Here is a 24130-nt window from a genome sequence, read left to right as displayed (position 1 = left end):
CGCCCGCGGACTCCCCAATTGGCCTATGCGCCGGGCAATTGGCAGTTCGCAGGACAGCTGTTCACGTTCGGATACCGGGCGCATCGGCCGGGTCACCGATCCGGTTCGGGGTCTTTCAGCCAGTTGACCAGCTCCGTCGAGAACGCCACCGGGTCCTCTTCGTGCGGGAAGTGGCCGAGGCCGTCGAAGAGGCGCCAGCGGTAGGGGGCTTCGACGTACTCGCCCGAGCCGGCCGCGCTGCGGGTGCGCTGGACGGGGTCGAGGGAGCCGTGCAGATGCAGTGTCGGCACACGCACGGGCCGCTTCATCCGGCGGTAGAACTGGATGCCGTCGGGCCGGGCCAGGGAGCGCACCAGCCAGCGGTACGGCTCGACGGAGCAGTGCGCCGTCGAGGGGATGCACATGGCGCGGCGGTAGGTCTCCACCGCCTCGTCGTCCGGCAGCCGCGGCCCCGACCAGTCCCGTACGAGCCGGGCCACCAGGGCGCCGTTGTCCGCGGCGAGCTGCCGCTCGGGGATCCAGGGCCGCTGGAACCCCCAGATGTACGAACTCGCCGCCGTCTGCCGGACGTCCCCGAGCATCGCCGAACGCCAGCGCCTGGGGTGCGGCATCGAGGCCACCGCGAGCCGCCGCACCAGCTTGGGGCGCATCGCGGCCGCCGTCCACGCCAGATAGCCGCCGAGGTCGTGGCCGACCAGCGCGGCGTCCGGCTCGCCGAGCGAGCGGACCACGCCGGTGATGTCCAGGGCGAGGTTGGCCGGGTCGTAACCGCGGGGCGTACGGTCGCTGCCGCCCACGCCGCGCAGGTCCATCGCGACGGCCCGGAAACCGGCGTCGGCGAGGGCGACCAGCTGGTGCCGCCAGGTCCACCAGAACTGCGGGAAGCCGTGCAGCAGCAGGACCAGCGGTCCGTCGCCGAGCTCGGCGATGTGGAAGCGGGCTCCGTTGGCCGCGACGTCCCGGTGTGTCACCTTCCTGCCGCCGGGCAGGTCGATCCGGACGACCGGCGTCGATTGCGCCGAAGGGGTGGCGGGCTCCGTCATGAGGTCGAGCGTGCCACAGCCTCGATGGCCGCGGGGGAGCGGTCCTCCAGGGCGGCCGGCTCCGGACGGGGGTGCGGCTTGGCGTTCTGGAGCACTCCGGCCGTCGCCTTCATGGACGCGGCGACCTTCTGCGGGCCCTGGCTCTTCTTCGCCTTCTTCGCCATGAGCACGCCGATCAGGGCCAGTACGCCGGCGACGAGGACGTTGGCCGCGAAGGACAGCAGGAAGCAGACGGCGAGGTTCCACTTGCTCCAGGTGTGAATGCCGTACGCCAGCGCGAAGTTGAGCATCGGCAGGGAGAAGAGCAGCAGCGCACCGGCCACGCTGAACGCCCCGCCGCTGGTCGCGCCGCGCTTGAAGTCCTGCCGCAGCTGGGCCTTGGCCAGTGCGATCTCGTCGTGCACCAGCGCCGACATCTCGGTGGTCGCCGAGGCGAACAGCTGGCCGATGCTGCGTTCGGCGCCGACCGGGCTGCCGTCGGGTGCGCTCATCGCGGTCTTCCTCTCCTGCCTGACTGCGGATTCTGTTCCGTCGGTTGTGTCCGGCTGCTGCCGCTGCCTGACTTCTGCCCGACTGGGAACGCTCCTGTCATTTGTACCGTCCCGTCAGATCATGCCGGACCGCCGTCCTCGTCGCTTGCCCTGCCGGGCACTTCGGCAAGCCCCTGTGTCCCTTCGGTTGCCTTCTCCTCGGCGAGCCGGCGGTGCTCTGCGGCCTTCCGCTCGTGCATCTCGGCCATGCGCAGGTGGTAGGCGGGGTCGTCCTGCTCGTAGACGTCCGGGATGCCGTCGAGGTCGTCGTCCCGTTCCTCGGACTCGCACAGCCTCCGGTACCGGGCGTTGCGTATCTTCAGCAGAACGGTGGCCAGAATCGCCGCGATGAGGGAGCCGACGAGGACGGAGGCCTTGACCTCGTCGGTGAGCGCCGCGTCGCCGGTGAAGGCGAGTTCGCCGATGAGCAGGGAGACGGTGAAGCCGATCCCGGCGAGCGTGGCCACGGCGAACAGGTCGGCCCAGGCGAGGTCCTCACTGAGCGACGCCCTGGTGAAGCGGGCGGTGAGCCAGGTCCCGCCGAAGATGCCGACCGTCTTGCCGACGATCAGTCCAAGGACGACACCGAGAGTCTCGGGCCGGGTGAACACATTGGCCAGCGCCCCGCCCGAGAGGGAGACGCCCGCGCTGAACAGGGCGAACAGCGGCACCGCCAGGCCCGCCGAGAGGGGCCGTACGAGGTGTTCGATGCGCTCGCCGGGGGAGGCCTTCTCGTTCTCGTGGGGGACGCAGCGCAGCATCAGGCCCATCGCGACGCCGGCGATGGTGGCGTGTACACCGCTGTTGTACATCAGCCCCCAGATGACCAGACCGAGCGGCACATACACGTACCAGCCGCGCACGCCCTTGCGCAGCAGCAGCCAGAAGACGACGAGTCCGGCTGCCGCCCCGCCGAGCGCGGCGAAGTTCAGGTGGCCGGTGAAGAAGACGGCGATGACCAGGATCGCGAAGAGGTCGTCGACGACGGCGAGCGTCAGCAGGAAGGCGCGCAGGGCGCTGGGCAGCGAGGTGCCGATGACCGCGAGCACGGCGAGCGCGAAGGCGATGTCCGTGGCGGTCGGCACCGCCCAGCCGCCGAGCGAGCCGCCCGAGCCGAGGTTGGTCAGGGTGTAGACGACGGCCGGTACCGCCATGCCGCACAGCGCGGCGATCACCGGAAGGACCGCGGCCTTGGCGTCTTTCAGGTCCCCGGCGACGAGTTCGCGCTTGAGCTCGATGCCCGCGACGAAGAAGAAGACGGCGAGCAGTCCGTCGGCGGCCCAGTGCTCCACGGAGAGGTTCAGGCCGAGGGAGCCGGGGCCCAGGTGGAAGTGCCCGAGGCTCTCGTAGCTGCCGCGCAGTGCCGGGATGTTCGCCCAGAGCAGGGCGGCGACCGCGGCGAGCAGGAGGATCACACCACCGACGGTCTCGGTGCGCAGCGCGTCCGCCACGAAGTTCCGCTCGGGCAGGGACAGCCGGCCGAGGAACTTGCGTGTGGGGATATCGGTGCGGGGCGCGGTCACGGGAACCTCCGGTCGGTGGGCATGACGGATCACATGCCGACCAGACTTCCCGGCGCACCTGAGGGTTTCTTCCGTTGTTTTGTCCCGCCCACCTTACCCAAGGCGGAGCCGAGCGGGTCCGGCTTCCGTTCGCCGGTGCGGAAGGGGCACCGGGCGCTTGTCGCGCCGAGTGCCCCTTGACGCCGTACTCACTCCCCGCCCGGATTCCGGGCGGTCCCCGCTCAGTCCTCGCTGGACGACGCGGGGAGCTTGGTCTGGATGAGGTCCATGACGGTGGAGTCGGTCAGCGTCGTGACATCTCCGAGCTGCCGGTTCTCCGCCACGTCACGCAGCAGGCGCCGCATGATCTTCCCGGAGCGGGTCTTGGGCAGCTCCGCCACCGGCAGGATCCGCTTGGGCTTGGCGATCGGGCCGAGTGCCGAGCCGACGTGGTCACGCAGCTCGCCGACCAGGTTCTCGGTCTCCGTGACCGCGCCGCGCAGGATCACGAAGGCGACGATGGCCTGTCCGGTGGTCTCGTCCGTCGCGCCGACCACGGCCGCCTCGGCGACCGACGGGTGGGAGACGAGGGCGGACTCGACCTCGGTGGTGGAGATGTTGTGCCCGGACACGAGCATCACGTCGTCCACGCGGCCGAGCAGCCAGATGTCGCCGTCGTCGTCCTTCTTGGCGCCGTCACCGGCGAAGTAGCGGCCCTCGAACCGCGACCAGTAGGTGTCGATGAACCGCTGGTCGTCGCCCCAGATGGTGCGCAGCATCGACGGCCACGGCTCGGTGAGCACCAGGTAGCCACCGCCGCCGTTGGGCACCTCGTTCGCCTCGTCGTCCACCACGGTGGCGGAGATGCCGGGCAGCGGCCGCTGGGCCGAGCCGGGCTTGGCGTCGGTCACCCCCGGCAGCGGGGAGATCATCATGCCGCCGGTCTCCGTCTGCCACCAGGTGTCGACGACCGGGGTGCGGTCGCCGCCGATGTTCTTGCGGTACCAGATCCACGCCTCCGGGTTGATCGGCTCACCGACCGAGCCGAGGATGCGCAGGGAGGACAGGTCGAACTTCGCGGGGATGTCGTCGCCCCACTTCATGAACGTACGGATCGCGGTCGGCGCCGTGTAGAGGATCGTCACGCCGAACTTCTGCACGACCTCCCAGAAGCGGCCCTGGTGCGGGGTGTCCGGCGTGCCCTCGTACATGACCTGCGTCGCGCCGTTGGCCAGCGGCCCGTACACGATGTACGAGTGGCCGGTGACCCAGCCGACGTCGGCGGTGCACCAGAACACGTCGCTCTCCGGCTTGAGGTCGAAGACCGCCCAGTGCGTGTACGCGACCTGCGTGAGGTAGCCGCCGGAGGTGTGCAGGATGCCCTTCGGCTTCCCGGTGGTGCCCGAGGTGTACAGGATGAACAGCGGGTGCTCCGCCTCGAACGCCTCCGGGGTGTGCTCGGCCGGCTGGCGGTCGACGATCTCGTGCCACCACAGGTCCCGGCCCTCGGTCCAGGCGACCTCCTGGCCGGTGCGGCGGACCACGAGCACGTGGTCGACGCTGTCCACGCGCCCGACCGCCTCGTCGACGGCCGGCTTGAGCGCGGACGGCTTGCCGCGGCGGTAACCGCCGTCCGAGGTGATCACGACCCGGGCGTCGGCGTCCTGGATGCGGGTGGCGAGCGCGTCCGCGGAGAAGCCGCCGAAGACCACCGAGTGCGTGGCACCGATCCTGGCGCAGGCCAGCATCGCGACCGCGGTCTCCGGGATCATCGGCATGTAGATCGCGACCCGGTCGCCCTTCCGGACGCCCAGTTCGAGCAGGGCGTTCGCGGCCTTGGAGACCTCGTCCTTGAGTTCGGCGTAGGTGATGGCGCGGTGGTCGCCGGGCTCACCCTCGAAGTGGATCGCGACCCGGTCGCCGTGTCCGGCCTCGACATGCCGGTCGACGCAGTTGTATGCCACGTTGAGCGTGCCGTCCTTGAACCACTTGGCGAACGGCGGGTTCGACCAGTCGAGCGTCTCGGTCGGCTCCACGGCCCAGGTCAGCCGGCGGGCCTGCTCCGCCCAGAAGCCGAGCCGGTCGGTCTTGGCCTGCTCGTACGCGTCCGCCGTGACGTTGGCGTTCGCGGCCAGGTCGGCGGGCGGTGCGAAACGTCGCTCCTCCTTCAGGAGGTTGGAGAGTGAAGAACGCTCGTTGTCTGCCATCGTCGCACACCGTCCCAGTGGTTTAGACCAATTAACGCGCCCGATTCTCCGAGGGCTCCAGGGTGTCGGTCAACCCCTCTTATCCTGACACCCGCTCATTCACGGGTCACGCGTGACGGTCCCCGGAGGTTCAGCCCTGGACTCCTTTCTTGCTCAGCGCGCCCTGATTGTCACTGACTGTAAGTGATGGTGCTCCCGCCTGCGGAGTCTCCGTCACTTCCGCTTCGGTCCGGGTGAAGGACTCCGGGTGACGGCAGCCGCTGAGCTCGACCGAGCCGCCCTGAGCGCTGTGCGTCCGCTGCCAGTCCCGCAGTGACTCGTACGCCGCGTGATCCATGAACGAGCCGTCCAGCCGGACGACCACGGTGGTTCCCGGGGGCACGAGATGCAGGGCCCGGCTGAGCTGTGGCACCGCGAGGAACGTCAACTGCCCTCGCACCTCAAGGTGATGGACTCCTTTCCGCTCTTCGTGCGTGATGCGGGTGCGGGCGAGGCGGCGCAGGGCGACGGCGACGGCTACGGCGACACCGAGAGCCACGCCCTGCAGAATGCCGAGGACGACCACGCCGAGGGCGGTGGCGGCGTACACCGGCGCCTCCCGGTGGCGGGTCACCGTGCGGATGTGGTGCGGGGACACCATCTGGAGGCCGACGGCCATCACCAGGGCGGCGAGCGAGGCGAGCGGGACGAACTCCAGCACCGGGACCATCAGCAGCGCGGCGATCACTACGAGAACGCCGTGCAGCATCGTGGAGTTCCGGCTCACCGCACCCGCGCGCACATTCGCCGTACTCCGTACGGCCACCCCGGCGACCGGCAGGCCGCCGAGCGCGCCGGAGACGACGTTGGCGGCGCCCTGGCCGAGCAGTTCCCGGTCCAGGTCCGAGCGGCCGGTCCGGACGGCCGGTCCCGGGCGACTCGCGACCAACTTGTCCACGGCGACGGCGCCGAGCAGCGACTGCACGCTGCACACCAGCGTGGTGCCGAGCACCGCGGCGACGAGTCCGAGCACCGGCCCCTGGGGCAGTCCGGCCAGGGCGTGGCTGCGCCAGGACGGCAGGTCGACCCTGGGCAGCACCAGCCCGGTGAGGGAGGCGACGGCGGTGGCCGCGGCGACGGCGACGAGCGCGGCCGGCACCCTGCCCAGCAGGCGGCCCGCCCGGCCGGGCATGCGTGGCCAGGACAGCAGTACCGCCAGGGTCAGCGCGCTCACCGCGAGGGCTGCCGGGTCGAGAGCGGTCAACTGGGCGGGCAGTGCACGGAGGTTGTCGAGCACGGAGCTCTGCGGGCTGCCGCCGAGGGCGATGTGCACCTGGGCGACTGCGATGGTCACCCCGATCCCGGCGAGTATGCCGTGCACGACGGCGGGGCTGACGGCGAGCGCGCCGCGGGCCACGCGCAGGCAGCCGAGGGCGAGTTGGGCGAGACCGGCGAGAACGGTGACCGCGCAGGTCGTACGCCATCCGTAACGGCTGATCAGGTCGGCGGTGACGACGGTGAGTCCGGCGGCGGGTCCGCTGACCTGGAGCGGCGAACCGCCGAGCCGTCCGGCGACGAGTCCGCCCACCGCGGCGGCCACGAGGCCGGCCCGCAGCGGAGCGCCGGTGGCCAGGGCGATGCCGAGGGAGAGGGGCAGGGCGATCAGGAAAACCGCGACGGAGGCCGACATGTCGGCGCCCGCGAGGCGGAGGCGACGTGGGCGCCGGGGCGGGCTGTGGGGCGGGTGGGCACGCTCGGTGCGGGCGGACTTCGCGGTGTCGTCGGGGGCGCAGGGCGGCATGTTCACCGTCTCCTCGGGATGGCGTGGGCGCGGAACTCGCGCCTGGAGCAAGGGGATTCAGAGGGAACAACGGATTCAACGCTTGGTAAAGCAATCGTAATGCCGCGTAAAGCCCATGCCTAGATCGTCTGCTCAAATGGGGCAGCAAATCACCTCGTTGAGTGAAGTGGACCTTTTATCGGCTTGTCATACAAATTCCTTCTCCGGTCCGTGCGATCTTGACGGCGCTGTCGGCCCGTCCGGCACATCACCAGCACACGCCGTCTCGGCGTTGGACGAGAGAAGGAAGAAGGTGGGCGGAACATGGCCGCCAACCAGAGGATCGCCGTGGGCGTCGCCGTCGCCGCGGTCTGCGCCTCGTCACTCGCCGGTTGCGCGAGCGGCCCCGAGGCGTCGAGGCAGGGCGCGCCCGGCGCCCCGCAGAAGGGCCCGGGACTGCCCGGCAGTGTCGTCCGCCTGATCGGCGACGGGTCCACCGCGTACACCGGAGCGCAGCCGCACCTGCCGAGGCCCGGGCGGCTCAAGGCCGGTGAGAAGCCGCCGCAGTTCGTGGTCTTCTCCTGGGACGGGGCGGGGGAGGACAGTCAGAAGCTGTTCTCCCGCTTCCGCCAGGTGGCCAAGGCCAACAACGCGACCATGACCTTCTTCCTCAGCGGCGTGTACCTGCTCCCGGAGGAGAAGCGGGACCTGTACCGGCCGCCCCGGCACGCCCCCGGCAGCTCCGACATCGGCTTCAACGACGCGCAGGGCATCGCCGACACGGTCGAACAGGCGCGTCTGGCCTGGTTGGAGGGAAATGAGATCGGCACCCACTTCAACGGTCACTTCTGCGGCCCCGACGGCGGGGTCGGAAAGTGGTCGGTCGACGAGTGGAAGAGCGAGATCTCCCAGGCCAAGCAGTTCGTGAAGACCTGGAGGACCAACACCGGCATGAAAAAGGCCGCTTCGCTGCCCTTCGACTACGACAAGGAGCTCATCGGCGGCCGCACCCCGTGCCTGGAGGGCCAGAAGAACTTCGTCAAGGCGGCGAGCCGGCTGGGCTTCCGCTACGACAGCAGCGGCGTCAACAACCAGGAGTGGCCCAAGAAGAAGGACGGCCTGTGGGACCTGTCGATGCAGCTCGTGCCCTTCCCCGGGCACACCTTCGAGCAGCTGACCATGGACTACAACTTCATGGTCAACCAGTCCGGCACGCAGACCCAGGGCGACCCCGCGAAGTTCGCCTACTGGGGCAAGGAGATGCGCGACGGCCTGCTCAAGGGCTTCCGCCGGGCCTACGACGGCAACCGCGCCCCGCTGGTGATCGGCAACCACTTCGAGTCCTGGAACGGCGGCACCTACATGCGCGCCGTCGAGGACGTCGTGAAGGAGGTGTGCAACAAGCCCGACGTGCGCTGTGTCTCCTTCCACCAGCTGGCCGACTGGCTGGACGCCCAGGACCCGCGGACCCTCGACCGGCTGCGGACCCTCGAGGTCGGCGAGGCCCCGAAGCAGGGCTGGGCGTCCTTCCTGTCGTCCCGTCCGGCCCCGGCCCCCAAGGGCGTGCCCGGGGCGCCCAGGCCGTAGCGGGACTCACGCCGGGGCGGTGACACCCTCGCCGAGGACGAAGCCGGGGTCGACCTGGGCCGCGAGGTCGGCCCCGGTCCGCTCGTTTCCCCACGAGGCGGCGTTCTTCAGGTGGAAGTGCACCATCTGGCGGGTGTAGCGGTCCCAGTCGCGCAGCTCGTAGGTGGCGTCGGCGGCGACCTGGAGCATGCGCAGGGCGCGGCGGTTGGCGTCCTCCAGGAACTCGAACCGGGGCGGCCGGCCCTTCTCCATGGCGCGCACCCAATCCGAGTGCCCGACGGTCACGAGCAGGTCGTCGCCGACCTCGGCGCGCAGGAAGTCGAGGTCGTCCCGCCCCTGCACCTTGTTGCCGACGACGCGCAGCACGACCCCGTAGTCACGGGCGTACTCCTTGTACTGGCGGTAGACGGAGACCCCCTTCCGGGTCGGCTCGGCGACGAGGAACGTGATGTCGAAGCGCGTGAACATGCCGGAGGCGAAGGAGTCCGAGCCCGCCGTCATGTCGACCACGGCGTACTCGTCGCGGCCGTCCACCAGGTGGTTCAGGAACAGCTCCACCGCCCCGGTCTTGGAGTGGTAGCAGGCGACCCCCAGGTCGGCGTCCGTGAAGGGGCCGGTGACCATCAAACGGACGGCCGCGCCGTCGAGTTCCACCGGGTGCGCGCAGGCGTCGTAGAGCGGGTTGTCCTCGCGCAGGCGCAGCAGGCGCGAGCCCTCGCCCGGCGGGGTCGTCTTGATCATCGTCTCGGCGGAGGTGATGCGCGGGTTGGTGCCGCGCAGGCAGTCCTTGATCAGCGGCAACTGGTCGCCCATCGCCGGCAGTGCGGCGGACTGCGCCTCTTCCAGGCCGAGCGCGGCCGCCAGGTGCTGGTTGATGTCGGCGTCGATCGCGACGACGGGCGCGCCGGTGGCCGCGAGATGCCGGATGAAGAGGGAGGACAGGGTGGTCTTGCCGCTGCCGCCCTTCCCGACGAAAGCAATTTTCATGTTCACGAAGCGTAGCGGCCCGATCGCTGAGCGTGGAGGGGTGCGTGAAGAAGACCACTCCATCGTGGGGCGGGGTTGCTCGGGCCCGTAGGGTCTTACTCATGAGTACGACAGGCGCGACCGCCGAGCCTCCGCCAAGCTCCCGAACGAGCTCGAGCATGCGGGATCCCCTCGCGGCCCTGGGTGTGCTGCCCGGTGTGGCCGAGTCCGTGGAGTCCGTACGCAAGGCCGTGGACCGGGTGTACGGGCACCGGGTCATGCGGCGCAGGAGCAACGAGGTCACCTCCGAGGCGGCGCTGCGCGCCGCGCGCGGCTCCGCCGCCCTGTCCGGTGCGGACTGGGCGCTGGAGGAGGTGCGCCGCCGCTCCGACTTCAGCGGTGACGACGAGGCGCGGGTGGTGGGCGCCGCCCTGCGGCTGACGGCGGAGGCCGGGCAACTGCTGTCCATCTGGCGGCAGTCGCCCCTGCGGGTGCTGGCCCGGCTGCACCTGGTCGCCGCCGCGAGCCAGGAGGACGCGGTCGGACGGCCGCGCCAGGCGGGTGAGGAAGTCGGTGAGCCGCTGATCGAACTGCCGCCGCCGAGCGCCGACGAGGTCTCCGGGCGGCTGGAGGGCCTGTCGGAGCTGCTCATCGCCGGCAGCTCCGCGCCCGCCCTGGTGACGGCGGCCGTGGTGCACGGCGAGCTTCTGGCGCTGCGCCCCTTCGTCTCCCGCAACGGGCTGATCGCCCGGGCGGCCGAGCGCATCGTCCTGGTCGGCAGCGGTCTCGACCCCAAGTCGGTCTGCCCCGCCGAGGTCGGCCACGCCGAACTGGGCCGCGCGGCCTACCTGGCCGCCCTCGACGGCTATGTCTCCGGCACCCCGGAGGGCATGGCGGCCTGGATCGCCCACTGCGCCAGGGCGGTGGAACTGGGCGCGCGCGAGTCCACGGCGGTGTGTGAGGCGCTCCAGCGCGGGGCGGCGTGACGGACCCGGACACAGGGATGCGGCGGTACGAGAACTCGTACCGCCGCTGGCATGAGCATCGAGTTACCAAGCGTCCTCGAAATGTCGCCCATCAGGTCGGGATCTTTGCCCGTTCCTGGTGCGGCTGGCCCGTAATCGACGGGTCGACGTCGCGTGGGTGCCCGGTGTTCATGCTCGGTCCGTGGGGCCAATAGCGCTCTTGAAGGTGATCCTTGCGGATGTCCTTCGGTCTCGCGGGCCGTCGAGTCCTTTGTACTGCAAGCGGGGTACAAGCGGAACCCCCGGCTGCACTTCTTTACTTTCGGGTTCAAACAGGAACTAAACGGACGCGCAAGTGCCGTGCGGCATTCCAAGGTGGCCCAGCGGCGGATCAGGCGATCGAGTTCCGGCGCCGGCTCGTGTACCAGACGAGCCCCGCGGTGGCCGCCGCCGCGCCTATGGCTGCCATCGCGACCAGGGCCGGACGCGGCGGCACCGAGAAGGCGGGCAGTCGCTGCTTCAGCCGCACCGGCCGGTGGAAGTCGAGAACCGGCCACGCGCGCGCGACGGCCTCCCGGCGCAGCGCCCGGTCGGGGTTCACGGCGTGCGGATGCCCGACCGACTCCAGCATCGGCAGATCGGTCACCGAGTCGCTGTAGGCGTAGCAGCGACTGAGGTCGTACCCCTCGGACTCGGCCAGCTCGCGGATCGCCTCCGCCTTCGTCGGGCCGTAGGCGTAGTACTCCACCTCGCCGGTGAAGCAGCCGTCCTCTCCCACCACCATCCGGGTGGCCACCACGCGGTCCGCGCCCAGCAGTTCGCCGATCGGCTCGACCACCTCCGCGCCCGAGGTGGACACGATGACCACGTCGCGGCCGGCGCTGTGGTGCTCCTCGATGAGGGAAGCGGCCTCGTCGTAGATGATCGGGTCGATCAGGTCGTGCAGCGTCTCGGCGACGATCTCCTTGACCTGTCGCACGTTCCAGCCGCGGCACAGCGCGGACAGGTACTCGCGCATGCGCTCCATCTGGTCGTGGTCGGCACCGCCGGCGAGGAAGACGAACTGGGCGTAAGCCGTTCGCAACACGGCCCTGCGGTTGATCAGTCCGCCTTGGTAGAACGACTTGCTGAAGGTGAGCGTGCTCGACTTCGCAATGACCGTCTTGTCCAGATCGAAGAAGGCCGCTGTGCGGGGCAAGGAGTGGTTTTCCACGCCCCTGAGCATAGGGGCAGCCCATTCGGCGTAAGGTGGGCGTGTGGGTTTGCCTGAGAAGGCTCTCGGGTACACCATGGAAGTCACGGATCGTTCGCGACCGTGCCAACGCGGTCCGACTCCTCCCCCCCCGAGTCGGCCGTGAAGACGACCCCCGCTCTCCCCCCCGGCGGGGGTCGTCGCATGTCCGGGTGGGTTTCTCCCTTTCCGTCCGTGGTTGCCGGGCCGAATCGGCCGCATCACGGTGTTTTGGGCCATCTCCATGATCTGTCACGGTGCGTAGTCGTGACGCTGCTCTGTGGAAGTCGCACGGGAACCAGCACACGGGTCACTGGTATGGGTGACGGCGATATTCACAGGCATCGAGTCGTCCACAGTTTTTGACCAAGATCCACACGATTTTCCGGATCACTGCACCGTGATTCCGACGCGCACCGCTCCCGGCGAGTTCTTGGCCGGTTCCGATTGTCCGGGCGCGTGCGGCCGGTTCCGTATCGGCCGTCCAAAGGGAAGGCCGATCGCCGGTTCTTCTCATGTTCGGGATTCGCGGGGCCGCTCGGCCGCGCACAGGTAGCAGTGAAGGGGGTTCGACCCGTGGCCGGAACCGTCACACACGATTCACCGCCCGGGGCCGGAGGGCCGCAGGGCAGACCACTGATCGTCACCGAGGACGCCGGACTCCTCGACGACCTGCTGCGCCTGTGCGCGGCGGCCGGCGCCACACCCGAGGTCCATCACGGCCTGCCCGAGCGCAGAGGCGGCTGGGAGACGGCACCGCTGGTGCTGGTCGGCGACGACGCCGCCCGGCGGGTGCGCGGGGCCGCCCGCCGGCGCGGGGTGGTGCTGGTCGGCCGCGACCAGGACGACTCCGGGATCTGGCGGCGCGCCATCGAGATCGGCGCCGACCATGTGCTGGTGCTGCCCGACGGCGAGCAGTGGCTGGTCGACCGCATCGCCGACGTCGCGGAGGGCGTCGGCCGTCCCGCGCTCACCGTGGGCGTCATCGGCGGCCGTGGCGGAGCGGGCGCGTCCACGCTGGCCTGCGCGCTTGCCGTCACCTCCGCCCGGGAGGGCCTGCGCACCCTCCTCGTGGACGCGGATCCGCTGGGCGGCGGCCTCGACGTCCTGCTGGGCGGGGAGACGGCCGAAGGACTGCGCTGGCCCGCGTTCGCCGCCTCGCGCGGAAGAGTCGGCGGCGGCGCGCTGGAGGAGTCCCTGCCCGAACTGCACTCGCTGCGCGTGCTCAGCTGGGACCGCGGCGATTGCGTGGCCGTCCCGCCGCAGGCCGTCCGGGCGGTGCTGGCCGCCGCCCGTCGGCGCGGCGGCGCCGTGGTGGTCGACCTGCCCCGCCGCGTCGACGAAGGGGTCGCCGAGGCCCTCGCCCAGATCGACCTCGGCCTGCTCGTGGTCCCCGCCGAGCTGCGCGCCGTGGCGGCCGCGGCACGGGTGGCCTCCGCGGTCGGCATGGTCCTGCGCGATCTGCGGGTGGCGGTCCGAGGGCCGTACGCGCCCGGGCTCGACGACCGTGAGGTGGCCAGGCTGCTGAACCTGCCGCTGGCGGGCGAGGTGCCCGTGGATTCGGCACTGCGGCGCTCCGGCGAGGGCAGGACCCCGCCCGGCGCGGTGGCACGCGGACCGCTCGCCCGCTTCTGCACCGCCTTCTGGGAGCGGGCCCTGATCGAGGCGGCGGCGACATGAGGACGGTTGCCGAACACCTGCGGACGGCGCCTGCGGACGCGCCGCGCGAGCCCGCCAACGGGGCCCGGATGCCGGCGGAGTTGCTGGACGGCGTACGGCAGTGGCTCGCCGAGAGCGGGGCCGAGCCGACGCCCGCGCGGGTCGCGCAGGCCCTGCGCGAACAGGGCCGGGTGCTCGGGGACGCGGAAGTCCTCGGTGCGGCCGAGCGGTTGCGCTCCGAGCTGATCGGGAGTGGTCCGCTGGAGCCGTTGCTGGCCGATCCGTCGGTGACCGACGTCCTCGTGTCGGCCCCGGACCGGGTGTGGGTGGACCGGGGCGGCGGACTGGAGCGGGCCGCCGTCGCCTTCCCCGACGCGGCCGCCGTACGGCGCCTCGCGCAACGCCTGGCCGCCGTGGCCGGCCGCCGGCTGGACGACGCCCGGCCGTGGGTAGACGCCCGGCTGCCCGACGGCACCCGGCTGCACGCGGTGCTGCCTCCCGTCGCCGTCGGCTGCACCTGCCTGTCCCTGCGCGTCGTTCGGCCACGCGCGTTCACGCTGGAGGAACTGGTCGCGGCGGGCACGGTGCCGCCCGGCGGGGACCGCGTGTTGCGGGCGCTGATCGAGGCCCGGCTGTCCTTCCTCATCAGCGGAGGCACCGGAACCGGCAAGACCACGCTGCTCAGCGCGCTGCTCGGGCTGGCCGGGCCCGGTGAGCGGATCGTCCTCGCCGAGGACTCGGCGGAGTTGCGGCCCGACCATCCGCACGTCGTCCGCCTGGAGACCAGACCCGCCAACCAGGAGGGCGCGGGCCTGGTCACCCTCGAGGACCTGGTGCGGCAGGCGCTGCGGATGCGGCCGGACCGACTGGTCGTGGGCGAGGTGCGCGGCGGCGAGGTGGTCCATCTGCTGGCCGCCCTCAACACCGGCCACGAAGGCGGCTGCGGCACGGTGCACGCCAACGCCGCGGCGGACGTCCCCGCCCGGCTGGAGGCGCTGGGCACCGCCGCCGGGCTCGACCGGGCAGCGCTGCACAGCCAGTTGGCGGCCGCGCTGTCGGTGGTGCTGCACCTCGTGCGGGACCGCTCCGGGCGGCGGCGGATCGCCGAGGTGCGGGTGCTGGAGCGGGATGCGTCGGGACTGGTGCGGACCGTGCCGGCGCTGCGCTGGGGCGCGGAGGCGTTCGTGGCGGAACCGGGCTGGGAGCGGCTGCGGGGGCTGCTCCGGAGGGAGAGCGGGAGAGGGGGCGAGGACCGCGATGGATGAGGGGTTCTCGGACTCGGCCCGGGTGGCCGTCGGCGCGGTGTGTGCCGGGGCGGCCGTGTGGTTGCTGGGCCTGTGGCTGGTGGGCGAGTGGCACTCCCCGGCACGGCGGGCGCGGGTGCTGTTCGCCGACGGCGGGTCGGAGGGCACGGGACAGCCGTCCTCCGACCGGATCCTTCGCCAACTGGCCCGGGTCCGGCAGCGGTTGCGTGCCGAGTGGTGGGCACTGGCCGCCGGGCTGGTGCTCGCGGTGCTGGGCGCCTCGGTGCTGCCGGTCGTCGCGGGGGCGGTCGGGGTGCCGCTGCTGCGCCGCACCCGGGTCGCCTGGGCGGCACGCCGACGGCAGGAGCGGCGGGCGGACGCGGTGATCGCCCTGTGCGGGGCCCTCGCCGGAGAGGTACGGGCCGGGCGGCAGCCGGGCGAGGCGCTGCTGTGCGCCGCGCGGGACTCGGGTGGGCTCGGCGACGCGCAGGCGGCGGTGCTGGCGGCGGCCCGGTTCGGCGGGGACGTGCCCGCCGCGCTCGCCGGGGCGGCCCGCCAGCCGGGTGCCGAGGGCCTGCGCGGCCTCGCGGCCTGCTGGCGGGTCGCCGTGGACCAGGGTGCGGGCCTGGCGGCCGGACTGGACCGGCTCGAAGGGGCACTGCGGGCGGAGCGCGACCAACGTGCGGATCTGCGAGCCCAGTTGTCGGGGGCCAGGGCCACGGCCGTCATGCTCGCCGGCCTGCCGGCCCTCGGACTCCTGCTGGGCACGGCCATGGGGGCCGACCCCTTGCGAGTGCTGCTGCACACGGGAGCGGGTCTGGGCTGCCTGGTCATCGGTGGCGTGCTGGAGGGCGCGGGCCTGTGGTGGGCCTTGCGGATCGTGCGAGCGGCGGAGGCGATGTGAGCGCGGGCGGTGTTGTCCACAGGCTGGGGATGGCCGCGGGGGCGGCGGCGCTCCTGTGGCTGACGGTGAGATGGCTGGAGGCGATGGGCCGGGAGCGGAGCGCGCGGCGGCGGACGGCCGCGCTGCTGGGGACGGAGCGGACGGCGGAGGAGGCACGGGGCTCGCGTGCACGGCTCCGTGCGGCGGGTGACCTGCGGCAGTGCTTGCCGGCGGTGGGTGTGGCCGGGGCCGGGTGGGTGCTGGTCGGCGGGCTGACCGGGCTCGTGCTCGGGCTCGCCGGGGCGGCCGGGATGTGGGAGTGGCGGCGAAGGACGGCGAACCGTCCGGAAGCGGAGTCCGGCGCGGCTGAAGCCGCCCGTCAACTTCCGCTCGCGGCCGACCTGCTGGCCGCCTGCGTCGCGGCCGGTGCCGGCCCGGTGATCGCCGCCCAGGCCGTTGGGGAGGCCCTGGGCGGTCCCGTCGGGGACGCACTGGCCCGCGGAGCCGCACAGGTCCGGCTCGGCGGACAGCCTGCCGATGCCTGGCGCGGACTCGCCTCGATACCGGGAGCCGCGGCCCTGGCGCGGCTGCTGGAACGGGCCGACGAGTCGGGCCTTCCCGCCGCCGGCCCGGCCGCCCGGCTCGCGGCCGACGTCCGTGCCGACCGGGCGCGCACCGCGACGGCCAGGGCACGCCGGGCGGCGGTGCTGGTCACCGCACCGGTGGGGCTGTGCTTCCTGCCCGCCTTCGTCGCGGTGGGCGTGCTGCCCGTGCTGATCGGCCTCGCGGGCGGATTGCTGGGCGGAGGTGGTGGCTGAGGGCAGCGGCGGAACGGAACCGGCAGAGAACCGACAGTCAGGCAACAGGCCGAGCGACAGGCCAAGCAACAGACCGAGACCTCACGGGGGCTGAGATGTACGGAAAGGTATGGGCACGGCTGCGTGCCCTGGCGAGCCGGGACGCGGGGATGGTGACGTCCGAGTACGCGATGGGGATCATCGCGGCGGTGGCGTTCGCCGTACTGCTCTACGAGGTGGTGACGAGCGGCCAGGTCAAGACGGAGTTGCAGAACATCGTGAAGCGAGCGCTCAGTGCGCGGATGTGAACGGGCATGGGCACGGGCACGAGCACGGGTGCGGGCACGTCGAGCCGAACGGGTGGGCGACGACGCGGGGTTCGTGACGGCGGAGGCCGCCATGGTCCTGCCCGTGCTGGTGCTCGTGGTGACGACGCTGGTCTGGGTCCTGCTGGTGGTGCTCGCGCAGATCCAGTGCGTGGACGCGGCACGGGCGGGGGCCCGGGCCGCCGCCCGCCAGGATCCCGAGGGTTCGGTGACCCGAGTGGCCCGGGACGTGGCACCGCACGGCGCGACAGTCACGGTGACCCGCCGGGGAGACCACGTGCACGTGCTCGTCGTGGCCGACCCGCCGGGGCTGGGCGTGCTGCCCTTCCAGCTGAGGGAGGAAGCCGTGGCGGAGGTGGAGGACATGACCGGGACGCGCGCACAGCGGGGAGCGGGGACGTGAAACGGAGGACGGGGACGTGAGGGGCCGCCTTCCGGGGTCCCGCCGCCTCCGCCGGCTCATCGGTGGCGGGTGTGATGGGCGCCGTCTGTCGGACCGTGGTTCCGCCACCGTGTGGAGCGTCGGCGCGATCGCCCTGCTGTGCGTGGTGTTCGGCATCGGTCTCGCCCTGGGGGAGGCGGTGGTCGACCGGCACCGCGCGGCCGGGGCCGCCGACCTCGCCGCTCTGGCGGCGGCGGGCCACTGGGCCGAGGGCGGCACGGCCGCCTGTGCCCGGGCGGAGGAGGTGGCCCGGGCACAGGGCGCCCGGCTCGCCCGGTGCGCGGTCGTGGGCGACACCTCGGACGTCACAGCGGCGGCGCAACGGGGACCCTTCACCGCTGAGGTGAGGGCGAGAGCGGGGCCGGCGATCCCGGTGGATGCTCCGGTGGCACCGGTTGCCCCCGCGGACACCTCTGTGGGGCCCGGGGAGCCCGTGGCAGGGGCGGTGGGGGCCGGGGGAGCCGACAGCAGGGTCCGTGCGGCCTGGAGGGCGCACGGCAGGGTCCGAGGCCTCTGTGGGAGCCAGGGCAGGGACAGCCGGCTTTACGTCCTCTGCGGGAGCCACGGCAGGGACAGCCGGCTCTACGACCCTTGCGGGCTCCATACCGGGGCCCACGACTTTCGCCAGATCCATCGCGCCGCCACCTTTCACCCGCCTGGGCTAAACCCCACCTTCGCTAGGCATCCGCCTGAGCCTCCGTCTCAGTCCCGATCTCCGCCCCGATCTCAGCCTCCGCCTCCACCTCCGCCTCCGCCGCCTCTTCCTCCGGAGCCGCCTTCAGCAGGACCGTCAGCAGACGTACCGCCCCCCTCTTGTGCAGCGGGTCGTTGCCGTTGCCGCACTTGGGGGACTGGATGCAGGACGGGCAGCCGGAGTCGCACTCGCAGGAGGCGATGGCCTCGCGGGTGGCGGAGAGCCAGGCGCGCGCGGTGTGGAAGGCGCGTTCGGCGAAGCCCGCGCCGCCCGGATGGCCGTCGTAGACGAAGACCGTGGGCAGCAGGGTGTCGGGGTGCAGCGGGACGGACACGCCGCCGATGTCCCAGCGGTCGCAGGTGGCGAACAGGGGCAGCATGCCGATCGACGCGTGCTCCGCCGCGTGCAGGGCGCCACCGAGGATCTCCGGGTTGACGCGGGCCTCGTCGAGCTGGTCCTCGGTGACCGTCCACCACACCGCGCGGGTGCGCAGCGTACGAGGAGGGAGGTCGAGTTTCGACTCGCCGAGCACTTCGCCGGTGATGACACGTCTGCGCAGGAAGGAGACCACCTGGTTGGTGACCTCGACGGAGCCGTAGCACAGGCGGCCGTCGCCCCAGGGCACCTCGGTGTCCGTCTCCAGGACGGAGATCGCCGTCGTGTCGCGGGCGACCGTCGTGTAGGGCGGGGCGGCCTCCTCGACCAGGGCGACCGAGTCGTCCAGGTCGAGGGAGCGCACCAGGTACGTGCGGCCCTGGTGCAGATGGACCGCGCCCTCGTGGACCGTGGTGTGCGCGGCGCCCGCGTCGACCGTGCCGAGCAGCCGGCCGGTGCCGGACTCGACGATCTGCACCGGCCGTCCGCCCTCGCCGCGGATGTCGGTGAGATCCGCGGCCCGCTCCCGGCGGGTCCAGTGCCAGGCCTTCGTCCGGCGGCGCAGCAGCTTCGCGGCCTCCAGCTGCGGCAGCAGCTCGGCGCAGGCCGGACCGAACAGTTCGGTGTCCTCGTCGGTGAGCGGCAGCTCGGCGGCGGCCGCGCACAGGTGCGGGGCGAGGACGTAGGGGTTGTCGGGGTCGAGGACCGTGGATTCGACCGGCTGGTCGAACAGGGCCTCCGGGTGGTGGACGAGGAAGGTGTCCAGCGGGTCGTCGCGGGCGACCAGCACCGCGAGGGCGCCCTGACCCGAGCGCCCCGCGCGGCCCGCCTGCTGCCACAGGGAGGCGCGGGTGCCCGGGTAACCGGCGATCAGCACGGCGTCCAGGCCGGACACGTCCACGCCCAGTTCCAGGGCGGTCGTGGCGGCCAGGCCCAGGAGTTCGCCGGAGTGCAGGGCGCGTTCCAGGGCGCGGCGCTCCTCGGGCAGGTAGCCGCCCCGATAGGCCGCGACACGCCGGGAGAGCGGCCGGTCGATCTCGGCCAGCCGTTCCTGGGCGATCACCGAGATCAGCTCGGCGCCGCGCCGGGACCGTACGAAGGCGACCGAGCGCACGCCCTGGAGAGTGAGGTCGGTCAGCAGGTCCGCCGTCTCGGCGGTGGCGGTACGCCGGACGGGCGCGCCCCGTTCGCCCCGCAGCTCGGTCAGCGGGGGCTCCCAGAGGGCGAACACCAGTTCACCGCGGGGCGAGGCGTCGTCGGCCACCTCCACCACGGGCACGCCGGTGAGGCGGCGGGCGGCCACCGCGGGCTCCGCGGCGGTCGCCGAGGCCAGCAGGAAGACCGGAGAGGCGCCGTAGCGCGCGCACAGCCGGCGAAGTCGGCGCAGGACCTGGGCGACATGGGAGCCGAAGACACCGCGGTAGGTGTGGCACTCGTCGATGACGACGTACTTCAGGGCCCGCAGGAAGGAGGACCAGCGCGGGTGCGAGGGCAGGATCCCGCGGTGCAGCATGTCGGGGTTGGTCAGGACGTGGTTGGCGTACTGGCGGATCCACTCGCGTTCCTCGGGCGGTGTGTCGCCGTCGTACACCGCGGGGCGTACGGCCTTGCCCAGCGGCCGGGCGAGTTCCTTCACCGCGCGGCACTGGTCGGCCGCGAGAGCCTTGGTGGGGGCCAGGTACAGGGCTGTGGCGCCGCGGCCGTTGGCCGCCTCGGAGCCGTCCAGCAGGGTCGAGAGCACCGGGACGAGGTAGGCCAGCGACTTGCCGGACGCGGTGCCGGTGGCGACGACGACGGAGTCGCCGTCCAGGGCGTGTTCCGCGGCGCGCGCCTGGTGCGCCCACGGGTGCTCGATTCCGCACGCCTGGACCGCCGCGATCACCTCCGGCCGAATCCGGTCGGGCCAGACGGCATGGCGCCCCGCGCGCGGGGGCAAGTGCTCCGTATGAGTGATGCGCGCAGCCCGGCTCTGCCCCGCGGCGAGCCGGTCGAGGACCGCGCCCGGCGCCAGGCGGGTGACGGGGGCGACCGGGGATCGATCGGATCGGTGATTCTTGGCCATCGGCACCGAGTCTGTCACCGGCGTGCAGGACAATGGGACCAAGGCGTCGTGCACGCCTGCCGGTAAGTGATTGAATGCCATCGCGGCTGGCGAACCGTCCCGGGGGCTTCAAGCCGAGGTGTCCTGAGGGGCGACCGCTCGATAGCAAGGTGCTGGAGGATCCGTGGACCTGTCCCTGTCGACCCGTACCGTCGGCGATCGTACGGTCGTCGAGGTCGGTGGCGAAATCGACGTATATACCGCGCCCAAGCTGCGCGAGCAGCTGGTCGAGCTGGTGAACGACGGGAATTTCCACCTCGTCGTCGACATGGAGGGCGTGGACTTCCTCGACTCCACCGGGCTCGGCGTACTGGTCGGTGGCCTGAAGCGAGTGCGTGCCCATGAGGGCTCGCTGCGCCTGGTGTGCAACCAGGAGCGCATTCTCAAGATCTTCCGTATCACCGGTCTCACCAAGGTGTTCCCGATCCACACCTCGGTGGACGAAGCGGTGGCAGCCACCGACTGACCGCCGGCCCCGGGCCGGTGACCGGGGCGGAAGACTCCAAGCGGAGGCCGGGCATTTCGGCGGCCCGGCCCTCCGGACAGCACGCCCGTAGCTCCGAGGGGGATGCATGGCCACCGTCGAACTCCGCTTCAGCGCGCTGCCCGAGCACGTCAGGACCGCCCGTCTGGTGGCGGCAGCGGTGGCGCGCAGGGCCGGAGTGGACGAGGCCGTCCTCGACGAGGTCAGACTCGCCGTCGGCGAGGCCTGCTCACGGGCTGTGGGGCTGCATCGCAACAGCGGGATCTCGGCACCGGTGAAGGTGATGCTGACCGAGGAGGAGAAGCAGTTCTCCATCGAGGTCGGCGACGAGGCCCGGCACGCGCCGTTCCACGCCGGGGATGCCCCGGGCGCGGTGGACGAGACCGAAGCCGAGGAGGACGAGATGGGCCTCGCGGTCATCAGCGGTCTCGTCGACGACGTGGAGGTCTCCGCAGGGGAGCACGGCGGGCTGATCAAGATGACCTGGCCGACCACGCCGCCGCCGGTCGCAACGCTTCCCTGACCCTGCCTCACCCGTTCGGCGCAACAAGAAGGGCCCTGCTTCGCAGGGCCCTTCTTGTTGCGTGGCCGCTTCCACCAGGTACATTTGAATTCGTGAATGAATTCACGACCTGTCGGCAGATCATTTGATCAAGCATTGATCGCGGGTCAATGGTTTTGAACCATTACCTCTTTCGGGTTCCGTGGCGTGACGTCGATCATTTGCTGAAGAGCAGGTGAAGGGCAATTCGGTTTGCCGCGCTCTGTTTTGATCAGGTTCCGCTACCTACAATCCGTCCACATCTTGAGCTCAGCCCAAGCGTCAAGGAGGACGAATGGCGGGGCTTTCTACCCCTCAGCAGTCGGGTCACCCCACAACCTTCGCAGCTGCAGTGTTGACCAACGACAATCGGATCATCGTGGCGGTCATCGCGGCCGTCGCGCTGGCCGCGCTCGTGGTCGCGGGCATCCTGGTCCGCCAGGTGCTGGCAGCGGGCGAGGGCACCAGCAACATGAAGAAGATCGCGGAAGCGGTCCAGGAAGGCGCGAACGCCTATCTGGGCCGCCAGCTGCGCACGCTCGGCGTATTCGCCGTGATCGTTTTCTTCCTGCTCCTGCTGCTGCCTGCGGACGACTGGAATCAGCGCGCCGGACGATCGGTGTTCTTCCTGATCGGAGCCGCCTTCTCGGCGGCGACCGGCTATATCGGCATGTGGCTCGCCGTGCGCAGCAATGTACGTGTCGCCGCGGCGGCCCGGGAAGCCACCCCTTCGGCGGGTGAACCGGAAAAGGATCTCACCGCCGTCTCGCACAAAGCCATGAAGATCGCTTTTCGCACCGGCGGTGTCGTCGGCATGTTCACGGTGGGGCTCGGCCTGCTCGGCGCCTCCTGTGTGGTGCTGGTGTACGCGGCCGACGCGCCGAAGGTACTGGAGGGCTTCGGCCTCGGTGCCGCGCTGATCGCGATGTTCATGCGGGTGGGCGGCGGCATCTTCACCAAGGCCGCCGACGTCGGCGCCGACCTGGTCGGCAAGGTCGAGCAGGGCATTCCGGAGGACGATCCCCGCAATGCCGCGACCATCGCCGACAACGTGGGCGACAACGTCGGCGACTGCGCCGGCATGGCGGCCGACCTCTTCGAGTCGTACGCCGTCACGCTGGTCGCCGCGCTCATCCTGGGCAAGGCGGCCTTCGGCAACGACGGACTCGCCTTCCCGCTGCTGGTACCGGCCATCGGCGTGCTCACCGCGATGATCGGGATCTTCGCGGTGGCGCCGCGCCGCGCCGACCGCAGCGGCATGAGCGCGATCAACCGCGGCTTCTTCATCTCCGCGGTGATCTCACTCGCCCTGGTCGCGGTCGCCGTCTTCCTCTACCTGCCGTCGTCGTACTCCGGTCTCACCGGCGTCACCGACGCGGCGATCAGGGGCAAGGACGGCGATCCGCGGATCCTCGCCCTGGTCGCGGTCGGGATCGGCATCCTGCTGGCCGCGGTGATCCAGCAGTTGACCGGCTACTTCACCGAGACCACCCGGCGGCCGGTCAGAGACATCGGCAAGACCTCGCTCACCGGCCCGGCCACCGTCGTCCTCGCCGGTGTCTCCGTCGGCCTGGAGTCGGCGGTCTACACCGCCCTGCTGATCGGCCTCAGCGTTTACGGGGCCTTCCTGCTCGGCGGTACGTCGATCATGCTGGCGCTGTTCGCGGTGGCGCTGGCCGGTACCGGACTGCTCACCACGGTCGGTGTGATCGTCGCCATGGACACCTTCGGCCCGGTCTCCGACAACGCTCAGGGCATCGCCGAGATGTCCGGCGACGTCGAGGGCGCGGGCGCCCAGGTGCTCACCAACCTGGACGCGGTGGGCAACACCACCAAGGCCATCACCAAGGGCATCGCCATCGCCACCGCCGTCCTCGCGGCCTCGGCGCTCTTCGGGTCGTACCGGGACGCCATCACCACGGGCGCGCGTGACGTCGGGGAGAAACTGACCGGCCCGGGCACGCCGATGACCCTGATCATGGACATCTCGCAGCCCAACAACCTGGTCGGCCTCATCGCCGGCGCGGCGGTCGTCTTCCTCTTCTCGGGGCTGGCGATCAACGCGGTGTCACGCTCGGCGGGTTCGGTGGTGTTCGAGGTGCGCCGGCAGTTCCGCGAGAAGCCCGGGATCATGGATTTCAGCGAGAAGCCGGAGTACGGCAAGGTCGTCGACATCTGCACCAAGGACGCCCTGCGTGAGCTCGCCACACCCGGGCTGCTCGCCGTCATGGCGCCCATCTTCATCGGGTTCACGCTCGGTGTCGGTGCGCTGGGCGCCTACCTCGCGGGCGCGATCGGCGCGGGCACACTGATGGCGGTGTTCCTCGCCAACTCCGGCGGCGCCTGGGACAACGCCAAGAAGCTCGTCGAGGACGGCCACCACGGCGGCAAGGGCAGCGAGGCCCACGAGGCCACGGTGATCGGCGACACGGTGGGCGACCCCTTCAAGGACACCGCGGGACCCGCGATCAACCCGCTGCTGAAGGTGATGAACCTGGTGTCGCTGCTCATCGCGCCCGCGGTCATCAAGTTCTCCTACGGCAGCGACAAGAGTCTCGGCGTGCGGATCGTGGTCGCGGTCCTGTCGCTGTCCGTCATCGTCGGCGCGGTCTACATCTCCAAGCGGCGCGGCATCGCCGTGGGGGACGACAACGCCGAAACGGTCTCCAAGTCAGCCGATGCCGCGGTGGTTTCGTAGACGGTCTCATCCCGGGCCCAGCTCAGGAGGCGGGCGGGCGGCGCGTACGACGCGTCGCCCGCCCGCCGCGTGTGCGGACGCTCCCCGTGAGCCTTC

18 protein-coding genes and 2 pseudogenes are annotated in these 24130 nt (G+C 71.5%); 12 read left to right on the top strand and 8 right to left on the bottom strand.

All coding sequences use genetic code 11. The annotated features are described in order from the left end of the window. Positions 1-92: 92 nt before the first annotated feature. The 5 genes and pseudogenes from ACIP4X_RS11190 to ACIP4X_RS11170 form a co-directional block, all read right to left on the bottom strand. Complete coding sequence (locus ACIP4X_RS11190; protein WP_401347862.1) at positions 93-1043, bottom strand: alpha/beta fold hydrolase; 951 nt, start codon at positions 1041-1043, stop codon at positions 93-95. Continuing rightward, positions 1040-1534 carry a phage holin family protein gene (locus ACIP4X_RS11185; RefSeq protein WP_358733490.1) on the bottom strand — a complete coding sequence of 165 codons (495 nt, stop codon included), beginning with the start codon at positions 1532-1534 and terminating at the stop codon, positions 1040-1042. The genes ACIP4X_RS11190 and ACIP4X_RS11185 overlap by 4 nt, the downstream gene beginning before the upstream one ends. Positions 1535-1653: 119 nt before the next feature. Further along, positions 1654-3096 carry a Na+/H+ antiporter NhaA gene (gene nhaA, locus ACIP4X_RS11180; RefSeq protein ID WP_401347860.1) on the bottom strand — a complete coding sequence of 481 codons (1443 nt, stop codon included), beginning with the start codon at positions 3094-3096 and terminating at the stop codon, positions 1654-1656. Between the two features lie 221 nt (positions 3097-3317). Further along, on the bottom strand, positions 3318-5282 hold the full coding sequence (acs, locus tag ACIP4X_RS11175; protein WP_391458753.1) for an acetate--CoA ligase: 1965 nt from the start codon (positions 5280-5282) through the stop codon (positions 3318-3320). A gap of 250 nt (positions 5283-5532) precedes the next feature. Continuing rightward, positions 5533-7062 (bottom strand): annotated as a pseudogene (locus ACIP4X_RS11170) (SulP family inorganic anion transporter); the annotation flags it as partial. Between the two features lie 303 nt (positions 7063-7365). On the opposite strand from ACIP4X_RS11170, the gene ACIP4X_RS11165 reads away from it, so the two are divergent. Further along, positions 7366-8628 (top strand): hypothetical protein, encoded by a 1263-nt coding sequence (locus tag ACIP4X_RS11165; protein ID WP_391458755.1) that lies wholly within the window; start codon positions 7366-7368, stop codon positions 8626-8628. 6 nt (positions 8629-8634) lie between these two features. Here ACIP4X_RS11165 and ACIP4X_RS11160 read toward each other — a convergent pair whose 3' ends face one another. Beyond that, positions 8635-9615 (bottom strand): ATP-binding protein, encoded by a 981-nt coding sequence (locus ACIP4X_RS11160; RefSeq protein WP_358733483.1) that lies wholly within the window; start codon positions 9613-9615, stop codon positions 8635-8637. A 101-nt stretch (positions 9616-9716) separates the two neighbouring features. On the opposite strand from ACIP4X_RS11160, the gene ACIP4X_RS11155 reads away from it, so the two are divergent. Beyond that, positions 9717-10580: an oxidoreductase gene (locus ACIP4X_RS11155; protein ID WP_391458758.1), complete on the top strand. Its 864-nt coding sequence runs from the start codon at positions 9717-9719 to the stop codon at positions 10578-10580. 370 nt (positions 10581-10950) lie between these two features. Here the strand turns inward: ACIP4X_RS11155 and ACIP4X_RS11150 are convergent, their stop codons facing one another. Then, positions 10951-11784, bottom strand: a complete 834-nt coding sequence (locus ACIP4X_RS11150) for an HAD-IB family hydrolase (RefSeq protein WP_358733480.1) — start codon at positions 11782-11784, stop codon at positions 10951-10953. Between the two features lie 582 nt (positions 11785-12366). Between ACIP4X_RS11150 and ssd the strand changes: the two genes are divergently transcribed. The 7 genes and pseudogenes from ssd to ACIP4X_RS11115 all read left to right on the top strand — a co-directional run. Next, on the top strand, positions 12367-13470 hold the full coding sequence (gene ssd, locus ACIP4X_RS11145) for a septum site-determining protein Ssd (protein ID WP_391458760.1): 1104 nt from the start codon (positions 12367-12369) through the stop codon (positions 13468-13470). 68 nt (positions 13471-13538) lie between these two features. Beyond that, on the top strand, positions 13539-14714 hold the full coding sequence (locus ACIP4X_RS11140; RefSeq protein WP_401348115.1) for a TadA family conjugal transfer-associated ATPase: 1176 nt from the start codon (positions 13539-13541) through the stop codon (positions 14712-14714). After that, positions 14707-15597, top strand: coding sequence for a type II secretion system F family protein (locus tag ACIP4X_RS11135; RefSeq protein WP_401347855.1), 891 nt, complete (start codon positions 14707-14709; stop codon positions 15595-15597). The genes ACIP4X_RS11140 and ACIP4X_RS11135 overlap by 8 nt, the downstream gene beginning before the upstream one ends. 29 nt (positions 15598-15626) lie before the next feature. Continuing rightward, positions 15627-16394: a type II secretion system F family protein gene (locus tag ACIP4X_RS11130; RefSeq protein ID WP_358733473.1), complete on the top strand. Its 768-nt coding sequence runs from the start codon at positions 15627-15629 to the stop codon at positions 16392-16394. A gap of 95 nt (positions 16395-16489) precedes the next feature. Further along, positions 16490-16681, top strand: coding sequence for a DUF4244 domain-containing protein (locus ACIP4X_RS11125; RefSeq protein WP_358733471.1), 192 nt, complete (start codon positions 16490-16492; stop codon positions 16679-16681). Between the two features lie 28 nt (positions 16682-16709). Beyond that, positions 16710-17102, top strand: a complete 393-nt coding sequence (locus tag ACIP4X_RS11120) for a TadE family type IV pilus minor pilin (RefSeq protein WP_401347850.1) — start codon at positions 16710-16712, stop codon at positions 17100-17102. A gap of 58 nt (positions 17103-17160) precedes the next feature. Beyond that, positions 17161-17517: pseudogene (locus ACIP4X_RS11115) on the top strand (Rv3654c family TadE-like protein); the annotation flags it as partial. Positions 17518-17818: 301 nt separating this feature from the next. Here ACIP4X_RS11115 and ACIP4X_RS11110 read toward each other — a convergent pair. After that, positions 17819-20353, bottom strand: a complete 2535-nt coding sequence (locus ACIP4X_RS11110; RefSeq protein WP_401347848.1) for a DEAD/DEAH box helicase — start codon at positions 20351-20353, stop codon at positions 17819-17821. An 82-nt stretch (positions 20354-20435) separates the two neighbouring features. Between ACIP4X_RS11110 and bldG the strand changes: the two genes are divergently transcribed. The 3 genes from bldG (at position 20436) to ACIP4X_RS11095 (ending at position 24034) form a co-directional block, all read left to right on the top strand. Continuing rightward, a complete protein-coding gene (gene bldG, locus ACIP4X_RS11105) occupies positions 20436-20777 on the top strand; it encodes an anti-sigma factor antagonist BldG (protein ID WP_009189842.1) in 342 nt (113 codons plus the stop codon). Positions 20778-20883: 106 nt separating this feature from the next. Further along, on the top strand, positions 20884-21318 hold the full coding sequence (locus ACIP4X_RS11100) for an ATP-binding protein (protein WP_358733465.1): 435 nt from the start codon (positions 20884-20886) through the stop codon (positions 21316-21318). A 313-nt stretch (positions 21319-21631) separates the two neighbouring features. Then, a complete protein-coding gene (locus tag ACIP4X_RS11095; protein WP_358733463.1) occupies positions 21632-24034 on the top strand; it encodes a sodium-translocating pyrophosphatase in 2403 nt (800 codons plus the stop codon). Positions 24035-24130 lie beyond the last annotated feature (96 nt).

Origin of the sequence: Streptomyces sp. NPDC088817, from assembly GCF_044750345.1 — a bacterium.
Classification (GTDB): domain Bacteria; phylum Actinomycetota; class Actinomycetes; order Streptomycetales; family Streptomycetaceae; genus Streptomyces.
This window is presented reverse-complemented; position numbering and strand designations above follow the sequence as displayed.